The organism is Mangrovicoccus algicola, from assembly GCF_014903745.1.
GTDB lineage: Bacteria > Pseudomonadota > Alphaproteobacteria > Rhodobacterales > Rhodobacteraceae > Mangrovicoccus > Mangrovicoccus algicola.
The window spans coordinates 35524-54958 of sequence record NZ_JACVXA010000010.1; the positions used below are offsets into that span (position 1 = coordinate 35524).

The 19435-nt window shown below is 71.2% G+C and carries 21 protein-coding genes; 6 read left to right on the plus strand and 15 right to left on the minus strand.

Annotated elements, in window-relative coordinates; all coding sequences use genetic code 11:
• The first annotated feature begins 86 nt into the window (after positions 1-86).
• Positions 87-1400, plus strand: a complete 1314-nt coding sequence (locus ICN82_RS05115; RefSeq protein WP_193180382.1) for an amidohydrolase family protein — start codon at positions 87-89, stop codon at positions 1398-1400.
• On the opposite strand, the gene ICN82_RS21600 is transcribed toward ICN82_RS05115, so the two are convergent.
• On the minus strand, positions 1391-2086 hold the full coding sequence (locus tag ICN82_RS21600; protein ID WP_193180385.1) for a GntR family transcriptional regulator: 696 nt from the start codon (positions 2084-2086) through the stop codon (positions 1391-1393). The genes ICN82_RS05115 and ICN82_RS21600 overlap by 10 nt on opposite strands.
• 101 nt (positions 2087-2187) lie before the next feature.
• Between ICN82_RS21600 and ICN82_RS05125 the strand changes: the two genes are divergently transcribed.
• The 4 genes from ICN82_RS05125 to ICN82_RS05140 all read left to right on the plus strand — a co-directional run bounded on the left by ICN82_RS05125 (position 2188) and on the right by ICN82_RS05140 (position 6328).
• Positions 2188-2922, plus strand: a complete 735-nt coding sequence (locus ICN82_RS05125) for an aspartate/glutamate racemase family protein (protein ID WP_193180387.1) — start codon at positions 2188-2190, stop codon at positions 2920-2922.
• A gap of 89 nt (positions 2923-3011) precedes the next feature.
• Positions 3012-4076, plus strand: a complete 1065-nt coding sequence (locus tag ICN82_RS05130) for a Gfo/Idh/MocA family protein (RefSeq protein ID WP_193180389.1) — start codon at positions 3012-3014, stop codon at positions 4074-4076.
• Complete coding sequence (locus ICN82_RS05135) at positions 4073-5104, plus strand: Gfo/Idh/MocA family protein (protein ID WP_193180391.1); 1032 nt, start codon at positions 4073-4075, stop codon at positions 5102-5104. The genes ICN82_RS05130 and ICN82_RS05135 overlap by 4 nt, the downstream gene beginning before the upstream one ends.
• Before the next feature lie 66 nt (positions 5105-5170).
• Positions 5171-6328 (plus strand): HPP family protein, encoded by a 1158-nt coding sequence (locus ICN82_RS05140; protein WP_193180393.1) that lies wholly within the window; start codon positions 5171-5173, stop codon positions 6326-6328.
• 18 nt (positions 6329-6346) lie between these two features.
• On the opposite strand, the gene ICN82_RS05145 is transcribed toward ICN82_RS05140, so the two are convergent.
• From ICN82_RS05145 to ICN82_RS05165, 5 genes are all read right to left on the minus strand, one after another.
• Complete coding sequence (locus tag ICN82_RS05145) at positions 6347-7699, minus strand: PepSY-associated TM helix domain-containing protein (protein WP_193180395.1); 1353 nt, start codon at positions 7697-7699, stop codon at positions 6347-6349.
• Positions 7700-7776: 77 nt separating this feature from the next.
• A complete protein-coding gene (locus tag ICN82_RS05150) occupies positions 7777-8364 on the minus strand; it encodes an SCO family protein (protein ID WP_193180397.1) in 588 nt (195 codons plus the stop codon).
• 8 nt (positions 8365-8372) lie between these two features.
• Complete coding sequence (locus tag ICN82_RS05155) at positions 8373-9332, minus strand: DUF1775 domain-containing protein (protein WP_193180399.1); 960 nt, start codon at positions 9330-9332, stop codon at positions 8373-8375.
• A 73-nt stretch (positions 9333-9405) separates the two neighbouring features.
• Entirely contained in the window at positions 9406-9777 is a 372-nt protein-coding gene (locus tag ICN82_RS05160; protein WP_193180401.1) for a hypothetical protein, read from the minus strand.
• Between the two features lie 73 nt (positions 9778-9850).
• Complete coding sequence (locus ICN82_RS05165) at positions 9851-10447, minus strand: TetR/AcrR family transcriptional regulator (protein WP_193180403.1); 597 nt, start codon at positions 10445-10447, stop codon at positions 9851-9853.
• 138 nt (positions 10448-10585) lie between these two features.
• Between ICN82_RS05165 and ICN82_RS05170 the strand changes: the two genes are divergently transcribed.
• The gene (locus tag ICN82_RS05170; RefSeq protein WP_193180405.1) at positions 10586-11149 is read left to right on the plus strand and encodes a carboxymuconolactone decarboxylase family protein; all 564 of its coding nucleotides are present in this window, start codon (positions 10586-10588) and stop codon (positions 11147-11149) included.
• A 115-nt stretch (positions 11150-11264) separates the two neighbouring features.
• On the opposite strand, the gene ICN82_RS05175 is transcribed toward ICN82_RS05170, so the two are convergent.
• The 9 genes from ICN82_RS05175 to ICN82_RS05215 all read right to left on the minus strand — a co-directional run bounded on the left by ICN82_RS05175 (position 11265) and on the right by ICN82_RS05215 (position 19411).
• Entirely contained in the window at positions 11265-11477 is a 213-nt protein-coding gene (locus ICN82_RS05175; protein WP_193180407.1) for a DUF1127 domain-containing protein, read from the minus strand.
• Positions 11478-11695: 218 nt separating this feature from the next.
• Positions 11696-12469, minus strand: a complete 774-nt coding sequence (locus ICN82_RS05180) for a cyclase family protein (RefSeq protein ID WP_193180409.1) — start codon at positions 12467-12469, stop codon at positions 11696-11698.
• A complete protein-coding gene (locus tag ICN82_RS05185) occupies positions 12466-13437 on the minus strand; it encodes a fumarylacetoacetate hydrolase family protein (protein WP_193180412.1) in 972 nt (323 codons plus the stop codon). Before ICN82_RS05185 ends, ICN82_RS05180 begins: the two co-directional genes overlap by 4 nt.
• 2 nt (positions 13438-13439) lie before the next feature.
• Positions 13440-14636 (minus strand): alpha/beta hydrolase family protein, encoded by a 1197-nt coding sequence (locus ICN82_RS05190; protein ID WP_193180414.1) that lies wholly within the window; start codon positions 14634-14636, stop codon positions 13440-13442.
• 114 nt (positions 14637-14750) lie between these two features.
• Positions 14751-15698, minus strand: a complete 948-nt coding sequence (locus ICN82_RS05195) for an MBL fold metallo-hydrolase (RefSeq protein WP_193180416.1) — start codon at positions 15696-15698, stop codon at positions 14751-14753.
• Positions 15699-15759: 61 nt separating this feature from the next.
• Positions 15760-16920, minus strand: a complete 1161-nt coding sequence (locus ICN82_RS05200) for an MFS transporter (protein WP_193180418.1) — start codon at positions 16918-16920, stop codon at positions 15760-15762.
• A 49-nt stretch (positions 16921-16969) separates the two neighbouring features.
• Positions 16970-18100, minus strand: a complete 1131-nt coding sequence (locus ICN82_RS05205; protein ID WP_193180419.1) for an FAD-dependent oxidoreductase — start codon at positions 18098-18100, stop codon at positions 16970-16972.
• Position 18101: 1 nt separating this feature from the next.
• Positions 18102-18476, minus strand: a complete 375-nt coding sequence (locus tag ICN82_RS05210; RefSeq protein ID WP_330998964.1) for a Rieske (2Fe-2S) protein — start codon at positions 18474-18476, stop codon at positions 18102-18104.
• Entirely contained in the window at positions 18473-19411 is a 939-nt protein-coding gene (locus ICN82_RS05215; RefSeq protein WP_193180420.1) for a VOC family protein, read from the minus strand. Before ICN82_RS05215 ends, ICN82_RS05210 begins: the two co-directional genes overlap by 4 nt.
• Positions 19412-19435: the final 24 nt, after the last annotated feature.

Sequence of the window (19435 nt, forward strand, 5' to 3'; positions counted from 1 at the left end):
AATTCCGACTGAATTTCTCAAAATGATGCAAAAAAAGGCAGGCCTGAAGATGGCATGCCATCATGGTAAGCGAGAGGAAACCCACAATGGGATGCCATTTGACGAACCTGTCCCTGCTCTGCCCCGAGACGGGGCTGGCGCGCGACTCGGATCTGCTGATCGGCGATGACGGCCGCATTGCCGCGCAGGGGCGCGGCCTGGCGACGCCTGCCGGTTTCACGCGGCTGGACGCGCGCGGGGCCCTGTGCCTGCCGGGGCTGGTGAACACGCATAACCATTCGCCCCTGATGGCGGTGCGCGGCATGGTGGAGGATCGCGGCTTCGCCCCCGCCTATATCCCCGGCGTGCCGCAGGGCCACTGGCTGTCGCAGGAAGAGACCCTTGCGCTGGCGCGGCTGGGCGTGATGGAGATGCTGACCGCGGGGGCCACGACGATCGTCGATTACTATCGCTGCCCCGAGGCGCTGGCACTTGCGGCGGAGGAATTCGGGCTGCGCGCCATGGTCGGCGGCCGCGTGATGGACATGGACAGCGCCGCGCTGGCGCGCGGGGAATTCGTCGAGGACCGGGCCCTGGGCGAGGCGACGCTGGGCGCGGCGCTGGAGGTCATGGAGCGCTGGGACGGGAAGGGGCGGATCTCGGCGATCCTCGCGCCGCATGCGCCCGACAGCTGTTCGCGCCGCATCTTCGCCGAGATGCGCGACCTGGCGCAGGCCGGGGGACGGCAGATCCACACCCATCTGAGCCAGTCGCCGATGGAGGTGGCGCAGATCCGGGCACGCGAGGGCATGACGCCGACCGAGTTCCTGGACGATCTGGGGTTGCTGTGCCCGGACCTGATCGCCGCGCATTGCATCTTCATGTCCGAGGACGACATCGCCCGTTTCGGCGCGGCGGGGTCGGTCGTGGCCCATGCGCCGATCGGCAATGCCTCCTTCGGGGCGGCCGCGCCGATCCGCGCGCTGCAGGAGGCCGGTGCCGCGATCACGCTGTGCACCGATACCAAGTCGGCCGACATGTTCGAGGCGATGCGCATGGCCCTGGCGGCGGCGCGCTGGCGGGCGGGGCCGCTGCAATTCGAATTCGACGCGCGCGAGGTCTTCGGCTGGGCCACGACCGCCGGGGCAGCGGCGCTGAAGGGCCACGCGGCAACCGGGCGGCTGCGTCCGGGCGACCCGGCCGACCTGATCCTGCTGGACCCGGAGGCGGCCAACCTGCGCCCGGTGATCGACGGGTTCGGGATCGTCGCCCATTCCGGCAGCGCGGCCAATGTCACCGACGTGATGGTGGCGGGCGAATGGCTGGTGCGCGACCGCCGCCCGACCCGCGTCGATCCCGCCGAGGTCGTCGCCACCGCCCAGGCGGTCTGCGAGGGATTGTGGCGGCGGGCTCAGCCGTGAAGGGCCGGATCCAGAAGCGCCGCGACGCTTTCCCCGGTATGCGCCAGGTGACGGCGCCAGACGGCCTCGGCCGCCCCGGCGTCGCGCGCGCGCAGCGCCTCCATGAGGATGCAGTGCTCCTCCACCGCCTGGCGCAGCCGCGCCGGGTCCATGATCGCCAGATAGCGCCCGCGCCGCGCCCGCGCGATCAGCCGCCGGTGGGTCGCCTGGATCACCGGATTGCCCGCGCGTTCCACGATCAGGTCGTGGATCGCCGAATTCGTGTCGAAATAATCGGTATGGTTGCCGATCTTGTGAAAGACCAGCATCCGGTCATGCAGCTCTTCCAGCTCCTCCATCTCCGCCGCCCCGGCCGCCCGGGCCAGCCGCCCCGCAGACAGGCTCTCCAGCGCGGCGATCACCTCGAAGAGGTCCAGCGCTTCCTGGGCGCCATAGGCCGTGACCACCGCGCCCTTGTTGCGCGAAATCTCGATCAGCCCGTCATTGCGCAGCAGCTTCAGCGCCTCGCGCACGGGCGTGCGCGACAGGTTCAGCTCGGCCGAGATCTTGCGTTCCACCAGCCGTCCGCCCGGGGCGATCTCGCCCTTGACGATGCGGTCGCGCAGCACGTCGGCCACCCATTCGGCAATGGCCGTCGGCGTGGCGGCGGCGGGAAGGTCGGGATCGGTGGGATCGGGAAGGGTCACGGGGCGTTGCCATCATCGCTGCGATATGGGATGCCATTCTGCCCGGCCCCGCCGCCCTTGGCAATCGCGGAAACGGCCGCCCCATTCCCCGGAGCCCGCCCATGAGCCTGCGTCTTCTCGCCATCAATCCGAACACCTCCGCGACCGTCACCGAAACCGTCCTGGCGGCCGCGCGCGCCGCCGCGCCGCCGGGCGTGACCATCGAGGGCGTGACCGGGCGGTTCGGGGCGCGCATCGTCACGACCGAGGCCGAGCATGTCATCGCCGCGCATTCGGCGCTGGATCTCGCGGCGCATCACGCGGCGGGCTATGACGGGGTCCTTCTGGCGATTTCCTTCGACAGCGGCCTGGCGGCGCTGCGCGCCTCGCTGCCCGTGCCGGTGGCGGGGCTGACCGGCTCGGCCTGCGCGGCGGCGCTGGCGGGCGGCGCGAAACGGCCCGGCGCGGTGATCCTGGGGGAGACCACGCGCGCCATGTATCACGCGCTTTTCGCCGGATACGGCGCCGCGCTGGCGGCGGTCGAGGTGGTGGAGCTGGACAGCGTCGACGCCTATATGGATCCCGCCGCGCGCAGCGATGCGGTGGCGGCGGCGGTGACGCGGCTGGCAGAGGCGGGGGCCGATGCGGCGGTGCTGTGCGGGGCGGCGGTGATGGGCATGGCCGCGCGGCTGGCCCCGGCGGCGGCGATCCCGCTTCATGACGGCACGGCGGCGGTGACCGCCTGCCTGCAGGACATCGCCGCCGGGACGCCGCCTGCGCCGCGACAGGCCGGGCTGGGCGAGATCACCGGCCTGCCCGCCCCTCTGGCGGCGCTGATCCGCGGCCGCCCGGACTGATCCGCCGCGGGGCCGGGGGCGCTGACTTGTCCCCTTGCCCCGGCCGCCGCGAGGCGCAGAGTGGCCGGGAACCAGCGGGAGGACAGGCGATGGGGCAGGACAGGCAGGACGGGGCACCGCGCGCGGTGCTGATCGGGGCGGGCATGGTGGCGGCCACGCATCTGCGCGCCTGCCGCGCGGCGGCCGGGACGGTCGCGCTTCACGGGATCATGGCGCGCCGCCCCGAGGCCGCACGGGCCCTTGCGGCGGAGGAGGGGATCGCGCGGGATGAGCTGCACTTCTATGCCACGGCCGAAGAGGTCGCCGCCGATCCGCAGGTGGATTTCGCCATCATCGTCACGCCCCCCGATGCGCGCGCCGCGCTGATCGCGCCCCTGGCGGCGGCGGGCAAGCACGTGCTTCTGGAAAAGCCCGTGGCGCGCGACCTGGCCGAGGCCGCGGAAGTGGTCGCGATCTGCGAGGCGGCCGGGGTGACGCTGGGCCTGGTGTTCCAGCACCGGATGCGCGCGGCCTCGCGCCGGGCCGCCGCGCTGGTCGCCTCGGGCGGGCTGGGCGCGCTGGGACTGGCCGAGATCCGCGTGCCCTGGTGGCGGGGACAGGACTATTACGACGAACCCGGCCGCGGCACCCATGCCCGCGACGGCGGCGGCGTGCTGATCACCCAGGCGATCCATGCGATGGACCTGGCGCTGAGCCTCACCGGCCCCGTCACGCGCGTGCAGGCCATGACCGCGACGACGCGGCTGCACCGGATGGAGGCGGAGGATTTCGCCGCCGCCGGGCTGGGCTTCGCCTCGGGGGCGGTGGGGTCGCTCTATGCCGCCACCGCCGCCTTTCCCGGCGGCGAGGACTCGATCGCGCTGCATTTCGAGAAGGCCAGCCTGACCCTGTCGGCCGGGCATCTGGCGGTGCGCTGGCGCGACGGGCGCATCGAGGAGGCAGGCAGCGGGACAGGCTCGGGCGGGACCGCCGATCCGATGGGCTTCGGCCATGAATTGCACCAGGCGGTGATCGAGGATTTCGCCGCCGCGATCCGCGATGGCCGCCCCCCCGCCGCCACCGGGCAGGCCGCGCTGGAGGTGCATCGGCTGATCGAGGCGACCACCGTCTCGGCCCGCGACGGGCGGATCTGGCTGGCGGAGGATGCGGCATGAGCGGGACATTGAAATTCGCGGCGCTGGGGCTGGATCACGGCCATATCCTGGGCATGGCCGAGGGCATGGCGGCGGCCGGGGCGGAATTCGCGGGCTATTGGGGCACGGGCAGCCCGCCGCCGCTGGAGAAGCTGCGCGCGCGCTTCCCCGATGTGCCGCAATGCGAGGACATGGCGCAGATCCTCGGGGATCCGTCCATCGGTCTGGTGCTGATCGCCGCCATCCCCGACGAGCGCGCCGCGCTTGCCATCGCCGCGATGGAGGCGGGCAAGGACGTGATGGTCGACAAGCCCGGCTGCACCAGCGCGGCGCAGCTGGCCGCGCTGCGCGACTGCGTCGCGCGCACCGGACGGATCTGGTCGGTGAATTTCTCAGAACGCTTCCGCGTGCCCTCGGCCACGCGCGCGGGCGAGCTGATCCGCGCGGGCGCCATCGGCGAGGTGGTCAATACCGTCGGTCTGGGGCCGCACCGGCTGGAGGCGCCGCGCCGCGCGCCCTGGTTCTTCGAGCGCGCCCGCTATGGCGGCATCCTGACCGACATCGCCTCGCACCAGATCGACCAGTTCCTGCATTTCACCGGGGCCGAGACGGCCGAGATATCGATGGCCACGGTCGCCAACCGCGCGCATCCCGAATATCCCGGCTTGCAGGATTTCGGCGAACTGGCGCTGCGCAGCCCGCGCGCCACCGGCTATGTGCGGGTCGACTGGTTCACGCCCGGGGCGCTGCCGGTCTGGGGCGACGGGCGGGTGACGATCCTGGGGACCGAAGGCTATATCGAGCTGCGCAAGTACCTGGATCCCGGCCACGGGCCGCAGACCGACACGCTGATCCTGGTCAATGGCACCCGGATGGAGCGGATCGACTGCCGCGATGCCGGGCTGCCCTATTTCGCCGCGCTGGCCGCCGATATCCGCGACCGGACCCAGACCGCGATGGCCCAGTCCCATGCCTTCGAGGTGATGCGCCTGGCACTGGAGGCGCAGGCGCTGGCCGAAGGCGGCACGGTCTGGGCACAACCGGACTGACCGCCGGGGCGCTTGCATCCGCGGCGCGTCGGTGAAAAATCAGGCGGTCTGCGAAAGGAGCCCGCCATGCCCCCGTTTCTGCGCGCCCTCGGCCCCGCCGTGCCGCAGGCCCGTCCCGCCGAGGCGCTGCGCGCCGGAACCGGGGCGCTGGCCGGGCTGGCCGTGGCGGGTCTTGCGGGACAGGCGCTGGCGCCGGTGGCCGGACCGGGGATCGGCCTGTCGCTGATCGCGCCTTTCGGGGCCAGTTCGGTCCTGCTTTTCGCCGCGCCCAGCAGTCCCCTGGCCCAGCCCTGGCCCGCCGTCATGGGCAATACCCTGGCGGCGCTGGTGGGGGTCGCGGTCTGCCTGCTGGCGGGCGATCCGGTCCTGCGCGTGGCGCTGGCCGTGGGGCTGGCCATCGCCGTCATGCTGCTGTGCCGCGCGGTGCATCCCCCGGCCGGCGCCGTGGCGATGACCGCCGCGCTCGATCCCGGGATGGTCGAGCGTCTGGGCTTCGGCTTCGCGCTGGCGCCGGTGGCAACCGGCACCGTGCTGCTGGTGGGGCTGGCGATGATCCATGCGCGGCTGACCGGGCGGCACTATCCGATGCGCGGCCTCGCCCCCGCGGCCGGGGCGCCGGGACCCGCACCGGCGGGCAGCGCCGGGCTGAGCGGGGCCGAGCTGGAGTCGATCCTCACCCGCTACCGCCAGTCGCTGAATCTGGGCACCGGGGATCTGGCACGGCTGATCGGGGCGGCCGAATTGCAGACGGCGGCGCATCGCGGCGGGGTGGCTTCGGTCGCGGACATCATGTCGCGCGACCTGGTCACGGTGTCGCCGGACACGCCGCTGGCCGAGGTGGTCGCCCTGTTCCGCCGCCACCGCTTCGCCTCGCTGCCGGTGACCGGGCCGGGCGGGCGGTTCTTCGGGGTGATCTTCCAGATCCACCTGATCGAGCGGGCGCAGGAGGATGCGTTCCGCGGCGGGCGCGGCTTTGCCGCTGCCATGCGCCGCCTGACCGACCGCCGCCGGTCCCTCGCGGCGGCCGATGTCATGAGCGTCGCGGGCCCGCGCGCGGTGGCCGCCACGCCGGTCGCGGCGCTGCTGCCGATGATGGCCGATGCCGCGGTGGATGCCGTGCCGGTGCTGGAGCGCGGCCGCCTGATCGGCATCGCCACGCGCAGCGACATCATCCGGGCGCTGGCCCGGCAGAGCCTCGCCGCAGGCGCCGCGCCCCGGGACTGAGCGCGCCGCCCGCGCGGATCAGGCCGGGTGCCGGCGGCGCGCGCCAAGCGCCAGCGCGATCTCCACCGCGGCAATGACCAGCATGGAGAGCCCCACCAGCGGCAGGAGGACCCCCGCCACCAGCGCGATGACCAGCAGGCCCCGCGGCAGGCGCAGGTCGGCGGGCAGGGCGGGCGCCCCGATCCCGCCCGCGGGGCGGCGCAGCCACCACATCCGGGCCGCGGCGATGGCCATCGCGATCATGCCGAGGCAGGCCAGCAGCAGCACGACCTGGTTCGCCCGCCCCCATTCCTGGCCCATATGGATGCTGATGCCGCGTTCGGCCATGCGCCCGAACCAGCCCAGATCGGCCAGCCCGGCATCATAAAGCACCTCGCCCGAATACTGGTCGAGATGGATCACCCGCTCGCCGTCGATATCCTCGGGATAGGCAGAGGCGGTGAAGACCCCCGCAGGCCCCGAGGGCATGGCCAGCGCATAGCCCGGATGGATGCCGCGGGCCTCGACGATCTCGACGATCCGGTCGATCCCGGCAGGCACGCCCTCATGGCTGCGCGATTGCGGGACCGGCTGGCGCTCGGCGATCCAGGGGGCCTTGTCGGCCACATCCGCCAGGGTCTGGTCCGAGACCGGATAGGCCGACCAGTAGCCGTCGGGCATCCCCAGTCCCAGCCGGTAGCTGAGATCGTAGAACTGCTTGCCGAAGACGCCCGACCAGGGCAGGCCGGTCACCGCCAGGAAGACGATGAAGCCGCCCAGATAGAGCCCGCCCACCGCATGCAGGTCGCGCCAGAAGCCCCGGCCCTTGCGGCGGCGCAGCGTCAGCACGCCGACATTGCGCCCGCGCGGCCACCAAAGGTAGATCCCGGTCCCCACCAGCAGGATCATCCAGCCCGCGGCCAGTTCGACCAGCCGGTTGCCGAACCAGCCGACATATTCCAGGCTGTGCAGCTTGCGCACGACATGCATCGCCGGAGACCCGGCAAAGCCGGCATCCCACAGGCTGCCCAGCACCGTGGCATCGTAGGGGTCGACATAGACGGTATCGGTCACGCCCTCGGCATCGCGGATGCGGATCCGGGCCGAGCGGTCGGGGGCGGCGGCGGGCAGATAGGCGCGCAGCGTGCCGGGATGCGCCTCCAGCGCCGCGGCGGACAGCGCCGAGGCGGGCAGCGGCGCCGCCGCCTGCGGCGCGACGAAATGCAGGTGCCGGTAGGCGGCGTCGTTGATCTCGTCCTTGAACAGGTAGATCGCGCCGGTCACCGCCAGCAGGATCAGGAAGGGCAGGACCAGGAGCCCCGCGACGAAATGCCAGCGCCAGACGGCGCGGTAGAGCCCGGTGCGCAGCGCGCCCGGAGGGGAAACGGACATGGGAAGCCTCGTGATGTCTGGAACGGGCGGACCGCCCCGCCGGGGGAGGTCCGCCGGATCTGGCCGGGCGCGCGCGCCTAGCTGCTATACAGCTCGCGGATCGCCGAAAGCGCGCGCTCGTCCTCGGCCTGATAGGGGATCACCCCCGACAGGCGGCCCTTCGCGTCGAAGAGCAGCACCGAGGCGGAATGGTCCATCGTGTAGCCGCCATCCTCCAGCGGCACCTTGGCCGCGTAGATACGGAAGGCCCGGATCGCCTCCGCCACCTCATCGGGGCTGCCCGAGACGCCGGTGACGCCCGGCACCCAGGAGACATAGTCGCCCAGCACCTCCAGCGTGTCCCGTTCCGGATCGACGGTGACGAAGAAGACCCGCAGGTCGCGGCCTTCCTCCGACAGCACCGATTTCCAGCCATCGACCTCGCCCAGCGTGGTCGGGCAGACCTCGGGGCAATGGGTGAAGCCGAAGAAGACGGCCGAGGGCGCGCCGCGCAGCGTGTCCTCGGTGAAGCTCTCGCCCGATGTCGTGGCAAGCTCGTAGTCGCCGCGGCCCAGTTCGGCGATCGGGTCGCCTTCGAGCTGCGGGAGGATGACGGCGGCGGCGATCGCCGCCGCCACCGCCGCGATCGCGCCGGTGATCGCCCATGTCCTGATGCGTGGTGTCATGGCGGGCCTCAATGCGCGTGCATGTGCGAATGGTCATGGGCCTCCGCCGCGCCATCGGCGTCGCGCGCCAGCACCGGCAGATCGAAAGTGACCTCGCCCGCCTGCTCGAAGGTCAGGGTCAGGGACACGGTGTCGCCTTCGGCCAGCGGCCCGGTCAGCTCCATGAACATGATGTGATTGCCGCCCGGTGCCAGCGTGGCGGTGCCGCCCGCCGGGATCTCCAGCCCGTTCTGCAATTCGCGCATCACCATCACGTCGTCCTTCATGGACATCTCGTGCAGCTCGGTGCGCCCCGCCACCGGGGCGGCGGCCGCGACCAGCCGGTCCGGCGCGCTTCCGTGATTGGCGATGCTCAGGAATCCGCCCGCCACCGGCTGGTTGGGCAGGGTGGCGCGGGCAAAGCCGCCCTCGATGGCCAGGTCGCCCAGCTCGGCCGCGCCTGCAGGCAGGCCATGCCCGCCGTCCTCGCCGGCCACCAGCATCAGCGCCGGGGCGGGGTTGGGCACGTCATGCGATCCGCTGGTATCGGTCCAGTCGGCCGTGGCATCGCCGCAGCCCTGCACCGCCGGGAAATGGATCGCCCCGGGCTGCGCATCGGGCCCGACCGTGCCGCGGATGGTGAATTCGTCATAGAAGGCATCCGGCAGGTCGCCGCCCGACCAGATCACCGCGCGCACGCCTTCGGTCATCTCCTGGCCGTGGCTGACGAAGGGGGTCGCATAGGCGCCGGTCTCGGTCCGCAGGTCCCAGCCGGGCTTAGGCATCGGCTTGACGTTGTAGACCCCTTCGGGGATCTCCAGCCGGACGGTATCGGTCGCCGCGCCGTCGCAGCCATGGGGGACGCGCAGGGTGATCTTGGTGGTCGCGCCGATGACGGCCTGCTTCTGCTCCAGCGTGGCATGGGCCTGGGCAAGGGCCGGGATCGACAGAAGGGCCGCGATGGCGACGGAAAGGGTGCGTTTGGACATGGGGGTCTCCGTGACTGTCCCTTGGCGCGCGGGCGCGCCGGTTGCGGCCGAAGGCCGCCGGTGAAACCTGGGATCAGGCGGAGCGCGGCGGGCCGCGCACGGGGATATGCGGCAGGGCCTGCTGCGGCCCGGCCACCAGGTCGCGGGCATCGTCGGGCCGGTAGGGCAGGGACAGGATCCGCACCCGGTCGGGCGCGCTCAGCCGTCCCGGTTCGGGCAGCTTGTGACAGAAGGGACAGCCACCGCCATGATGCGCCTCATGGGCGCCATGCGCCCCGTCCGGTCCGCACAGGTCGCCCGGCTGGGCGCCGATCAGGGCCAGGGCGAAGGCCTCGGCCGCCCTCTGCCTTTCGGGCAGCAGATGCGTGGCCGAGATCGCGCCGGCGACAATCAGCACCAGCGCGAGCAGGAGGCCGAAGCCGGGAAGGGACCGCAGTCGCGTCATGGCGCGCACAATGCCGTGAGACGGCGGCAAAGGGAAGCCCTGCCGGCGCGTCCAGACCGCGCGATCCTCCGATTCAGGCCGGGACCAGCGCGCCCAGCTCTGCGGCGAGATCGTCGCACAGGCGCTGCATCGCCTCCGGCGCCAGACCCCGCTGCGCCTGGATCTTCAGCCCGAAGACATAGGTCTGCATCCGCCGGGCCAGCCGCGCCGGATCGCTGCCCCGGGGCAGCTCGCCCATCTCGCCCGCCCGCGCGAAAGCCTCGGCGAGGATCTGCTCCACCCCGTCCAGATGCGTCAGCACCAGGTCGCGCAGCGCTCCCTCCTGCGGATGGTCCAGCAGCGCCTTGACCAGCATGCAGGCGCTGGAGGGCCGCTGCGTGCCGCAGGACTGCCCCGCGATGGCGCGCAGATGCGCCTGCAGCGCGGCCAGAGGCGCGGGCGCGGCAAGCGCCAGATCGCGCAGCTCCGCCTGCATCCGTCCCGCATAGAGATCCAGCGCGGCACGATACAGCCCCTCCTTGCTGCGGAAGGCGGCATAGATGGAGCCCGGGCGCATGTTCAGCGCCGCCTCCAGATCCTTCAGGGAGGTCGCGTGATAGCCGCGGACCCAGAACAGGGCCATCGCGGCATCCAGCGCGGCAGCGCGGTCATGGGTCACGGGTCTCGGCATCCCTTCATCATAGCGCCTGAGGGGGCCGGACAGAAGGGGGCACGCGTTCTTGAGCGATCACTCATCCTTTACTTGAGCAATCACTCCATAACTGTCAGGCAGACGTCCATGACCCGCAACCTGCACAGGAGATGCAAGATGACCAGGTTCGAACGATTCGACGAAACCACCGCGCCCGAAGCCGCGGCACCGCTGATCGAGAAATCGAAGGCCGCCTTCGGCCGGCTGCCGGGGCTGCATGCGGTCATGGCCGGGGCGCCCGCCCTGCTGGAAGGCTACCAGGAACTGCACCGCCTCTTCGCCGAGGAAACCGCCTTCGATGCGGAGGAGAAGACCGTCGTGTGGCAGACGATCAACGTCTATCACCAGTGCCATTACTGCGTCCCCGCCCATACCGGCATCGCCAAGGCGATGGGGGTCGATGACGGCATCTCGGAGGCGCTGCGCGAGGAGACGCCGCTGCCCACTGACCGTCTTGAGGCGCTGCGCAGCTTCACCCTGGCGATGGCCGACAGCCGCGGACGGCCCGGCGACGCGGCGCTCGATGCCTTCTTCGCGGCAGGTTTCGACCAGCGGCACGTGCTGGAAATCGTGCTGGCCCTCGCGCAGAAGGTGATGAGCAACTACACCAACCACCTCGCCGAGACGCCGGTCGATCCGGGGATGCAGAAATTCGCCTGGACCCCGAAATCCGCACGCTGATCCGACGGTTCGCGGGCGGGCACGGCCCCCGGATACGACAAGGGGCGCCCTGGCAGGGGCGCCCCGGTCACGACAGCGGGTGCATGGCGGCCGCAGGCTGCGGCGGCCGCGGAATTCAGCCGCGGGCGGCCTTGGCGGCGACGGCGGCGATCTCGCGGCGGGCGATGCCCAGATCGGCCAGTTCGCGGTCGCTCAGCATCTCCAGCTCGGCGCAGGCGACGCGGAAGCTCTGGTAGCGGCGCAGGCCTTCGGCGACACCGGCGAAGAAGGTCTGGATGCGGCCGCCGAAAAGCGGGGCGGCGGGACGGGTGATGGCGAAATCGGTCATGGATCTGCTCCGTGTCTCTGGGCGGGGGCCGGGGGAGGCGGCCGGTCCGCTGTTGTTCCTGTTAGCGGTAAACTACGCGTTTTCTGCGCTGCGACAACGCATAGCTCGGCAATGCCGCCATGCAGAAACTGCATCCGCCCCCCACCGCGCGGCGGCCCGAAGGCCCCGTCCCGCCCCGGGCCCGACCCGGGGCCTCCCGCGCCCGGACGCCCCCGCGCTCAGCCGTCCAGCAGCGCGACGGGACGGCACCAGCCGGCCGAGCCGCGGGCGATCTTGACCGGCAGGCAGATCACCTCGAACCCGGTGGCAGGCAGCCGGTCCAGGTTGGCCAGCTTCTCCATGTGGCAATAGACGGTCTCGGCCCCGGCCTTGTGGCCCTCCCAGAACAGCCCCCAGTCGCCGGTCGCCTTCGCCTTCTCGGCAACCGCCTTCAGCGGCGCATCCCAGCTCCAGGCATCGGTGCCGCAGACCCGCATGCCCCGCTCCGCCAGCCACAGCGTCGCCTCGCGCCCGATGCCGCAACCCGCCGCGACATAGCCCGGCTGGCCGTAGAGCGCGCCCGCCCGGGTGTTGACCAGCACGATCTCGCCGGGGCGCAGATCATGGCCGATGCGCCCGAATTCCGCCGCCATCTCGGCGGCGGTGACCACATGGCCGTCGGGCAGATGGCGGAAATCCAGCCTCACCCCCGGCCCGATGCACCATTCCAGCGGCACCTCGTCGATGGTGATCGCGCGCTTCCCGCCATCCATCGTCGGGTGGTAATGCCAGGGCGCGTCCAGATGCGTGCCGTTATGGGTGGTCAGCCGCAACAGTTCCACCGCCGCGCCCGCGCCGTCCAGCTGATGCGCCACGGGGATGCCGAACATCTCCTCGTATTGCGCGGCGCCCTCGGCATGGCCGAGATAAGTGATCTCGGGCCCCATGCCCGGCGGATCGGCGGGGATATCCGCGTCCAGCGTGACAGACAGGTCGATGATGCGACGGCTCATGCGCGGCCTCCCTTCACCACTTTCTGGTCGATGGCGCCGAACAGGGGGGCGCCGTCGCGGGCGGTCGCCTCCATCCGCACCCGGTCGCCGAAGCGCATCCAGGGCGTGACCGGCGCGCCGGTTTCCAGCATCTCGATGGCGCGGCGTTCCGCCAGGCAGGAGGAGCCGACCTCGTCCCAATCCGCGTTCGACACCGTGCCCGAGCCCAGCACCGTCCCGGCGACGAGGTCCCGGCTCTGCGCGGCATGGGCAAGGAGCTCGGCAAAGCTGTATGCCATCTCGCGCCCCTCCGCATGGCCGAAGGGGCGGCCGTTCAGCGTGACGCGCAGGGGCAGGTCGACGCGATTGTCCCGCCACGCCGCCCCGAGTTCATCCGGGGTCAGCGCGACGGGAGCCACGGAACAGGCCGGTTTCGCCTGCACCCAGCCGAAGCCGGTCTTCATCTCGACGGGCGCCACGACGCGCAGCGACCAGTCATTGATCTGCACGACCAGCCGGATCCGCGCGGCGGCCTCGCCGGCGGGGCTGCCCATCGGCACGCTGTCGGCGATGACGCCGAATTCGCCCTCGAAATCGATCCCGTCCGCCTCGGAGGGCAGGGGCACATCGGCCGCCCCGCCCAGGAACCGGTCGGACAGGCCCTGGTACATCAGCGGCCGGCCCTTCGGGTTCGGGTCGAGGCCGAAGACCTTCTGCATCAGCGCGCCGTGGCTGTCATAGGCCGAGCCGTCCAGCCATTGCCAGGCGCGCGGCAGCGGCGCGCATGCGGCGGCGGCATCGAAGGGCATGCCGCCGCCCATGTTCAGCGCGGCCTGTTCCGCCTCCAGCGCGGGGGCGACGGCGTCCCAGTCCTCCATCAGCAGGCGCAGCGAGGCCACCGCCCGCGCCGGGCTGCAGCGGGTGTTGTCGCGGGAGACGAGGTGCAGCCGTCCGTCCGGGCTGCCATCGGGAAGGGTGGCGAAACGCATGGTCAGGCGGTCTCCGTGACCGTGGCGGCGACGCCCTCGGGCGCGGTGCGGCCGCCCAGCGTGTCGGCGAACCAGTCGGCGATGAAGTTGCGCCCGTAGGTCATGTTGTCGGCGCCGACATGTTCCACCCCGCCTTCGCGATCGGTGAAGATCTTCAGCTCGCGCCGCGGCGCATTGACCAGCTGGTCATAGGCCGCATGGGCGTAATCCAGCCCGATCTGGCGGTCCTTCTCGCCATGGGTGACGAGGAAGGGCACGCGGATCTTCTCCATCTGCCCGTCGAGGCAGAATCCCGCGGATTTCTCCAGGAACTCGTCCATGTCCTTCGCGCCGAAGACCCACATGACGTGGTTCCAGTAATGCGGCACCGGGTTCTCGCCCTCGCGGCGCAGGCGCTTCTGCTGCACCTCGGCCCAGTTGTGGTTCGCGCCCCAGACCGCGCCCGCGGCATAGCGGGGATCGTTGGCGCAGACGCGCGGCGCGTAATAGCCGCCCAGCGAGATGCCGGTGATGCCGATCCGCGCGGCATCGACATCCTCGCGCGCGGCCAGCCAGTCATAGACCGGGCTGCCCCAGGCCTCGCTGTCGAAATGCGCGTGCAGATCCTGGAGCCGCAGGCTCTCGCCGGTGCCGGGCTGGTCGACGCAGAGCGTGGCAATGCCGCGTTTCGCCAGCGCATGGGGCAGGTAGGACCAGTAAAGCAGCTCCTTGCAGCTATCGAGCCCGTTCAGGTAGACCACCGCCGGGGCCGGTCCCTCGACCCCTTCGGCAGGGGTGTAGAGCACAGGGATCACCTTGTCGCCATAGGGGATCTCCAGGCGGCGGACGGTTTCGCCGGAGAATTGCGTCCCCTTGCCGAAACAGGCCAGCCCCTTGCGATAGGTCACCATCCGTTCGGGATCGCCCTGGCCCTGCATCCGCTCGGCCATGATGTAGTAAAGCGCCGCGCGCTTCAGCTTGTCCCCGGCGGAAAACAGGCGGCCCGCCGCCTCCTCTTCGGCGGCCAGCCCGGCCAGCCGGTCGGCCACGCGCACCCATTCGGTCATGAAATCGCGGGTGCCCGCATCCTCGCCGCCCTCGGCCTTCTTCAGCAGAGGCTGGCACATGTCCATGATCTCGCCGATCTCCGCGCCGGAGGCCAGCGCGATGGAGACCGTCAGGTTCCAGACATAGTTGGGGAAATAGTCGAACATCGCCATGGCGGGCTCCTCGGGTCGTCTTGCGGTCGGGACGGGGGTACTGCGCCCCGTTGCGTTCGGAAAATGGATAGGGGTGATCCCGGCCATTCAGCGCATGAATGCCCGGGGCGTCTGTCAGTAATCCTGCAGGTCTTCGGCGATGGCGACCGGTCCGGGGAAATGCGCGCGGATCGCGGATTGCCATCCGGCGATGTTCTCGGGCGTGATCTGCGCGCCGGCCACCAGATGGGTCGCGACGACCGCCCCCGCATCGGCGGCGGCGGCCATGCGGCCGATCTCGTCGGGACTGACGTGATGCGCCGAAAGATGCGCCTCGATCTCGCCTGTCAGATGCTCCGGCGCGGTACGGCGGACCGTCTCCATGACCGAGGGCAGGTCGATCAGTTCGCTGACCAGGAGGTCGGTGCCGCGGGCCAGTTCGATCACCGCATCGGACCAGCCGGTATCGCCGGTATAGGTGATCGACCGGTCCGGCGTGTCGAAGCGGAAGGAGAGCGACTCGTATTTCCGGTCCATCTCGCTGCCATGGGCAAAGCTGTAATGGCTGTTCTTCGCCGCGGTGACGCGGGTTGCGCCCAGATCGAAACTGTCGCCGCCGCGGATCTCGGTGACCGTGACAAGTTCCTCGGGCGTCATCACGGTGGCGCCCTCGAGACCGTAGGAGGCCTCCATCGCCGGCCCCATGCCGGTCAGCATGCCCTCGACCAGCGCCCTGGTGCCGGGCGGGCCGTAGATCGCCACGGGCTTCTCGGGGTTGGTCTGGAAGCGCAGGCCGAGCACGCCGAGCAGCCCGGCGACATGGTCGAAATGCAGGTGGCTGATCAGCACCTCGTCGATATCGCCCATGCGGACGCGCTTGGCCGCCAGCCGCACCGACAGCCCGTCCCCGGCATCGACGACGATATGCCGTCCGTCGACGCTCAGCAGGTTGGCCGGCTGGGAGCGGTCGGGCCGCACCACCGGCCCGCCGCCCGATCCCAGCACGGTGAAGGTGGTCTCCGCCGCGGCGGGCAGGGCGGCGAGCAGCGCGGCCGCCAGCAGGGCGGTGCGGGTGATGGTCATGGGGGTCCTCCTCGGGGTCGTGGCGCCGGGGCCTCCTGGCGGGCCCCGGCGGGATGTCGTGTCAGGCGGCGGGGCGGGTGCCCCGGGCGAAGGCGGCGATGGAACAGGCGGCGACCGCGCAGGCGGTCAGGCCGAGCGCATGGATCGAGGCGCCTTCCATCAGCAGGCCGCCCGCGACCGGCCCCAGCGCCGAGCCGGTCATCAGCATGGCGGGCGTGGCCGCGGCAGCGCGCCCGGTTGGATCAAGCCGCGACAAGAGGCCGAAGGCGAAGGTGTGAGTGAAGATCTGCACCGCGACGAAGACGGCGGCGACCGGCGCCCAGAGCGTGAAGACGGTGGCGAAGGTCAGCCCCAGCGCCAGCGCCGCCTGCACCGCGGGACCCGCCAGGACGACGCGGCGGGCGGAGAGGCGGGTCTCCAGCAGCGCGGCCAGGGGGGCGGGCAGGAGGAAATTGACCAGCCCCAGCGCGATCAGCGTGCCCAGGATCGCCTGGGCGGCGAAGCCGCGGGCATGGCCGATCACCTCGACGAAGGAGAAGACCATCGCCTGGTTGAAGGTCATCAGGCTGACCCCCGCCACCACCGCCAGCACGCCGGGGGCGAAGCGGCCATGGGCCGCGGCGGCGGTCTCCCGCGCGGGCGTCCCGGGAAAGGCGGCGATCATGGCCAGCGCGGCGACGGCCATGATCGCGCCGAAGGCGAGGAACAGGACCGGCCCGCCATGCACCACCATGAGCTGCGGCACGACGCCCATGTAGATGACGCCGAACAGCCCCAGCCCGATCCCCGCAAAGGCGAACAGCCGATGCGGGTTCGCCGCGCGGCCCATCGTGCCATGCACGATGCTCAGCGCCAGCCCGGTGCTGAGCCCGCCCAGCAGATGCAGCGCCGCCAGCGCGGCAAAGCCGTCCTGCTGCGCGGCGGCAAGGAAGGCGGCGGCCGCCCCGGCATAGCCCGCGACCGCCAGGGGCCTGCGCGGCAGGCGGTTGAAATTCCGCGCCGTGACGACCGAGGCAGCGACCGCGCCCAGAAGGAACAGCGTGGCCAGCCCGCCCGCCTCCTTGGGCCCGAAACCGTAGCGGGCGATCAGCGCCCCCACCCAGACCGGCAGCGCCACGAGATCGACAAGCCCCGCGCAATGGCCGATCACCAGCGCCGCCGCTCCGGCGCGCCGCATCGTTCCGGCGGCAGGGGCCGCCGGGGAAATTCCGGTATCTGTCATGTCTCTCTCCCTCGGGCCGGCCCCTCCGCCAGCCTGCTTTTGCGGCCGGTCAGACCGGCTCGGTCAGGGCCGCCATCGAGCGGCCCATGATCGCGTTATGTTCCGCCTGGTCGCCGCCGGTGATCTCGATCTCCGACAGGCGGCCGGAATTCTCCACCACCATCGCGCAGCGGTCCCAGCGGCGCGCCTGATGCGCGGCGAAGGCCTCGGCGACGGTGGGTTTGCCCAGCAGTTCCCCGGCCAGGACGATGCCGTCCTCCATGCCGATGCAGGCGCCTGCGCCCAGATGCGGGGTGGTGGCATGGACCGCGTCGCCGATCAGCATGACCCGCCCGGCATTCCAGGGCTGCGGCAGCAGGAGCCGCTCCAGCGGCCGGTAGATCAGCTTGCTCTGCACGCTCAGCCCCTGCTTCACCCGCGTCAGGATCGGCGAGGGGAACTGCTCCAGCAGCGCCGTCATCCGCGGCAGCAGCTCCGCCTCGTCAACCCAGTCATTGGCGGGCCGGTCCTCGGTGACGAACATGTAGGCGCGCCCGGCCGAGACCGGGTTGATCCCGACCTTGATCCCCTTGCCCAGCCACATGTTCAGCGTCTCGATCCCCTCGGGCGTGGGCAGCTCCGCCCGCCAGACCGCCTGTCCGACATAGGCGGGCCGCGGCGCATCGGGCATCATCACCTGGCGGGTCTTCGAATAGAGCCCGTCGGCCCCGATCACCGCGTCATAGCGGGCGGCGCTGCCGTCGGTGAAGGTGACGTCCACCCCGTCGGCATCCTGCGCGATGGCCTCGAAGCTCAGCCCCAGCCGGACATTCACGCCGGCCCCGCGCGTCGCGCGGGCGAGGATCGCGGCCAGCGCCGGGCGCATGATCGCGGCATTGCCGGGCAGGCCCGTGCCGGGCATCGGCGGGGTGGGAATGGTGACGATCACCTGGTCATTATGCGGCAGCCGCACCACCAGCCCGTCCGTGGCCGAGCCCTCGGCGCGGAACTCGTCGAGGATGCCCAGCTGCGCGAAGGCGCGAAGGGTCGCGCCATGCAGGCTGATCCCCGCGCCGTAGCTGCGCCAACCGGCGTCGATTTCGACCAGATCGGTCTCCACCCCGCCCCGCGCCAGCATGATCGCCGCGGACATGCCCGAGAAGCCGCCCCCGATCACCAGAACCTTGCGTGCCGCTGCCATGTCAGTCCTCCCTTCCGGCGCGCCCGGCCACCTGCGCGGGCACGCTCAATCCCCCGTCCTCCTCCTCCCGGAGCGGCACGCGGGTCAGTTTCCGTCCCAGACAGGGGCCCGACAGGCAGGCCCCGGTCTCGATGTCGAAGAGCGCGCCATGGGCGTGGCAGGCGATGTGCTGCCCGGTCCCGTCCAGATAGGCATCCTCGCGCCATGCCATCGGCGTGCCGCCGGCGTAATGCGGGCAGGCATCCATATAGGCATGCAGCGTTCCGGCCCGGCGTACCACGATGACCTTGCGGCGCGCGCCCGGCAGGGGCAGGAAGCCCCGCGCCTGGCCCTCCGCGATGTCGTCGCGATGGCAGAGCCTGAGCCGCCCGCTCACTTGCCTTCCGGCCCGCCCATGGGCGCCCATTTCTCGCGCCATTGCAGCAGGAACATCTGGCTGGCCTCGGGACCGTTGGGCGCCTCGCGGGCGACCCAGCTGTCATCATGCTTGTCCATGTCGGCATCGTATTCGAAATGCACGCCGAGCGGGCTGTTGAAATACCAGAACCAGTTCGATCCGAAACGGTGCCGTCCCGGCCCCCAGAAGGTCTGGTAGCCCTTGCGGGTGAAGCGGTCGCCCGCCACCATCAGTTCCGTCGGCCCGCCCATGTGGAAGGCCAGGTGTTCGCAGCCCTGCATGTAGGCGGGGGTGCGGATGAAGAAATTCGTATGGTGGTCGTCATTGCCGCCCGGGCGCAGGAACGGCCCGGCGCCCTGCAGGATGTCGGTGATCACGAACCCCAGCCGTCCCACGAAGAAATCGACCGCCTTGTCGATATCCGGCACGAACAGAACGACATGGCTCAGCGTGCGGGGCAGGGCGGGCATGTCGTCGGTCACGCCCAGTTCGTTCGGACCGCGCTGCGCGGGCGCGCCGGGGGCGTTGATCTTCTCCGCGGGCATGTCCAGCGCCCGCCGGATCGTGACCTGGAAACGCAGGGAGAAGCCGAGGTCGTCCTCGAATTCCAGCCCGCCATCGGCCAGCCGGGTGACGCGACGGTCCCGCGACATCTCGGCCTCGATCTGGTCGAGGACGGTGGCATCGGCGACGCCATAGACCTGCTGGCGCAGCATGTTCCTGGTCGGCAGAGCAGGCGGCAGCTTGGGGTCGTCGCGGTGGCGGATGATCACGCCGGTCCCGTCAAGCGCCTCGAAACACCAGCCGGTGGCGTCGATCTGCACGGGCGTCAGCCCGAAATCCTCAAGATACTGTTTCGACCCCTCAAGGTCCTCCACCCCGAAAACCAGGTGGTCCGGTCCGACGATGTTCACCGGCAATCTCCTCCGTCCCGCAGC